Annotated in this window: 2 protein-coding genes and 1 pseudogene; all 3 read right to left on the bottom strand. The window is 45.0% G+C overall.

Annotated features, from left to right (window positions below):
- The coding region (locus KI210_RS08515; protein WP_212781460.1) for an amino acid ABC transporter permease at window positions 1–450 on the bottom strand (450 nt) is incomplete at its 3' end.
- 1 nt (window position 451) lies between these two features.
- Window positions 452–1,267, bottom strand: a complete 816-nt coding sequence (locus tag KI210_RS08510; protein ID WP_212781459.1) for a glutamate ABC transporter substrate-binding protein — start codon at window positions 1,265–1,267, stop codon at window positions 452–454.
- A gap of 13 nt (window positions 1,268–1,280) precedes the next feature.
- Window positions 1,281–1,389: pseudogene (locus tag KI210_RS09090) on the bottom strand (amino acid ABC transporter ATP-binding protein); the annotation flags it as partial.

The raw sequence follows: 1,389 nt of genomic DNA, 5'->3' as shown, positions 1-1,389 counted from the left end.
GAACTGGTTCCCCAGCGGCGGCAGCGCTGCTTTGAAGGCCTGCGGCAGAATCACGTATCTCATGGCCTGCACGTAGGTCATCCCGTTGCTTCGTGCGCCTTCCATTTGTCCGTCGCCGACGGAATTGATCCCTGCTCTGATCGTTTCCGCAATGAAGGCCGACGTGTAGAGCGACAAGCCGATCGTCCCGGCCGTAAAGCCGTCGATTTTTACCACGTACATCGGCACTACCAGATAGAAGACCATCGTTACCACCAAAAGCGGAATGTTCCGAAAGATTTCGATGTAGACCGAGGCGATGATTCGCAGCGGCTTGTTTTCCGATACTTCCAATAACGCAAAGATCGTGCCCAGTGCCAAACTGGCTGCTAGCGCAATGATGCTGGACAGAATCGTGTGGCCGAACCCGGTCAGAAAGGTCGACCAGTTGCTTTGTAATAGTTCAAACATCTTAGCCTACCTCCTGTAAATTCAAACCTTTAATTCCGCCAAACCATTTTTGTACCAATCGCTGGTAGGTCCCATCAGCCTTTACTGCGGTTAGTGCTTGGTTAATTGCCTTAACCATGCGGGTATTGCCCTTTTTAACGGCAATTCCGTATGGTTCGTTGGTAAAGGTGCCGCCAACCAGTTTGTAGCCCTTGTTTTCATCGGCTAAACCAGCCAAAATCCCGTTGTCAGTTGTCATGGCATCGCCTTGGCCTGCCTTCAAAGCTGATAAAGCCTGGCCATAATCGTCATATTCAAGAACCGATGCCTTTGGCGCATATTTATGAACATTGGCCACGGCCGTAGTCCCTTTAACAGCTAAAACTTTGGCCCCTTTGTGGTTTAAATCTTTAATTGACTTAACTTTGCTTGAATCTTTAACTAGCAATGACTGACCAGCGTTGAAATATGGTTTTGAGAAATTCACTACTTTTTTACGTTCATCAGTAATTGTCATAACAGCAATGACCGCATCAATCGCATTGTTATTCAGCAAGGGAATTTTAGTCTTAGCGGTGGTAATCGTAAATTCTGCCTTGCCCTTTTTGCCTAAAATTTTCTTAGTCAAGGCTTTCGCCAGATCTGTTTCAAAGCCTTCAACCTTACCAGTTTTAATATTGGTTATTCCAAATAAACGCGTATCGTTTTTGATTCCCCAAACAATGGTATTGGTATCTTTAACTCTTTGATAGGTACTGGTTTGATCGCTGGCTTTAGTACAACCAGCTAGCAAAAATAAACTAAAGAATGCTAGCAGTATTTTAAAATGTCTTTTCAACCTAACCAGCCTCCTATAAAGTAATTATCTTGCTCAAGAACTCCTGTGCCCGTTCTGACTTCGGATGTTCGAAGAAAGCTTCTGGATCGTTAGAATCTTCCAGCACTTCTCCTTGATTGAAA

This window comes from Lactobacillus corticis, from assembly GCF_018327645.1.
GTDB classification, from domain to species: domain Bacteria; phylum Bacillota; class Bacilli; order Lactobacillales; family Lactobacillaceae; genus Lactobacillus; species Lactobacillus corticis.
The sequence above is the reverse complement of the archived record's forward strand: the minus strand, read 5'-3'. Positions and strand labels throughout refer to the sequence as shown.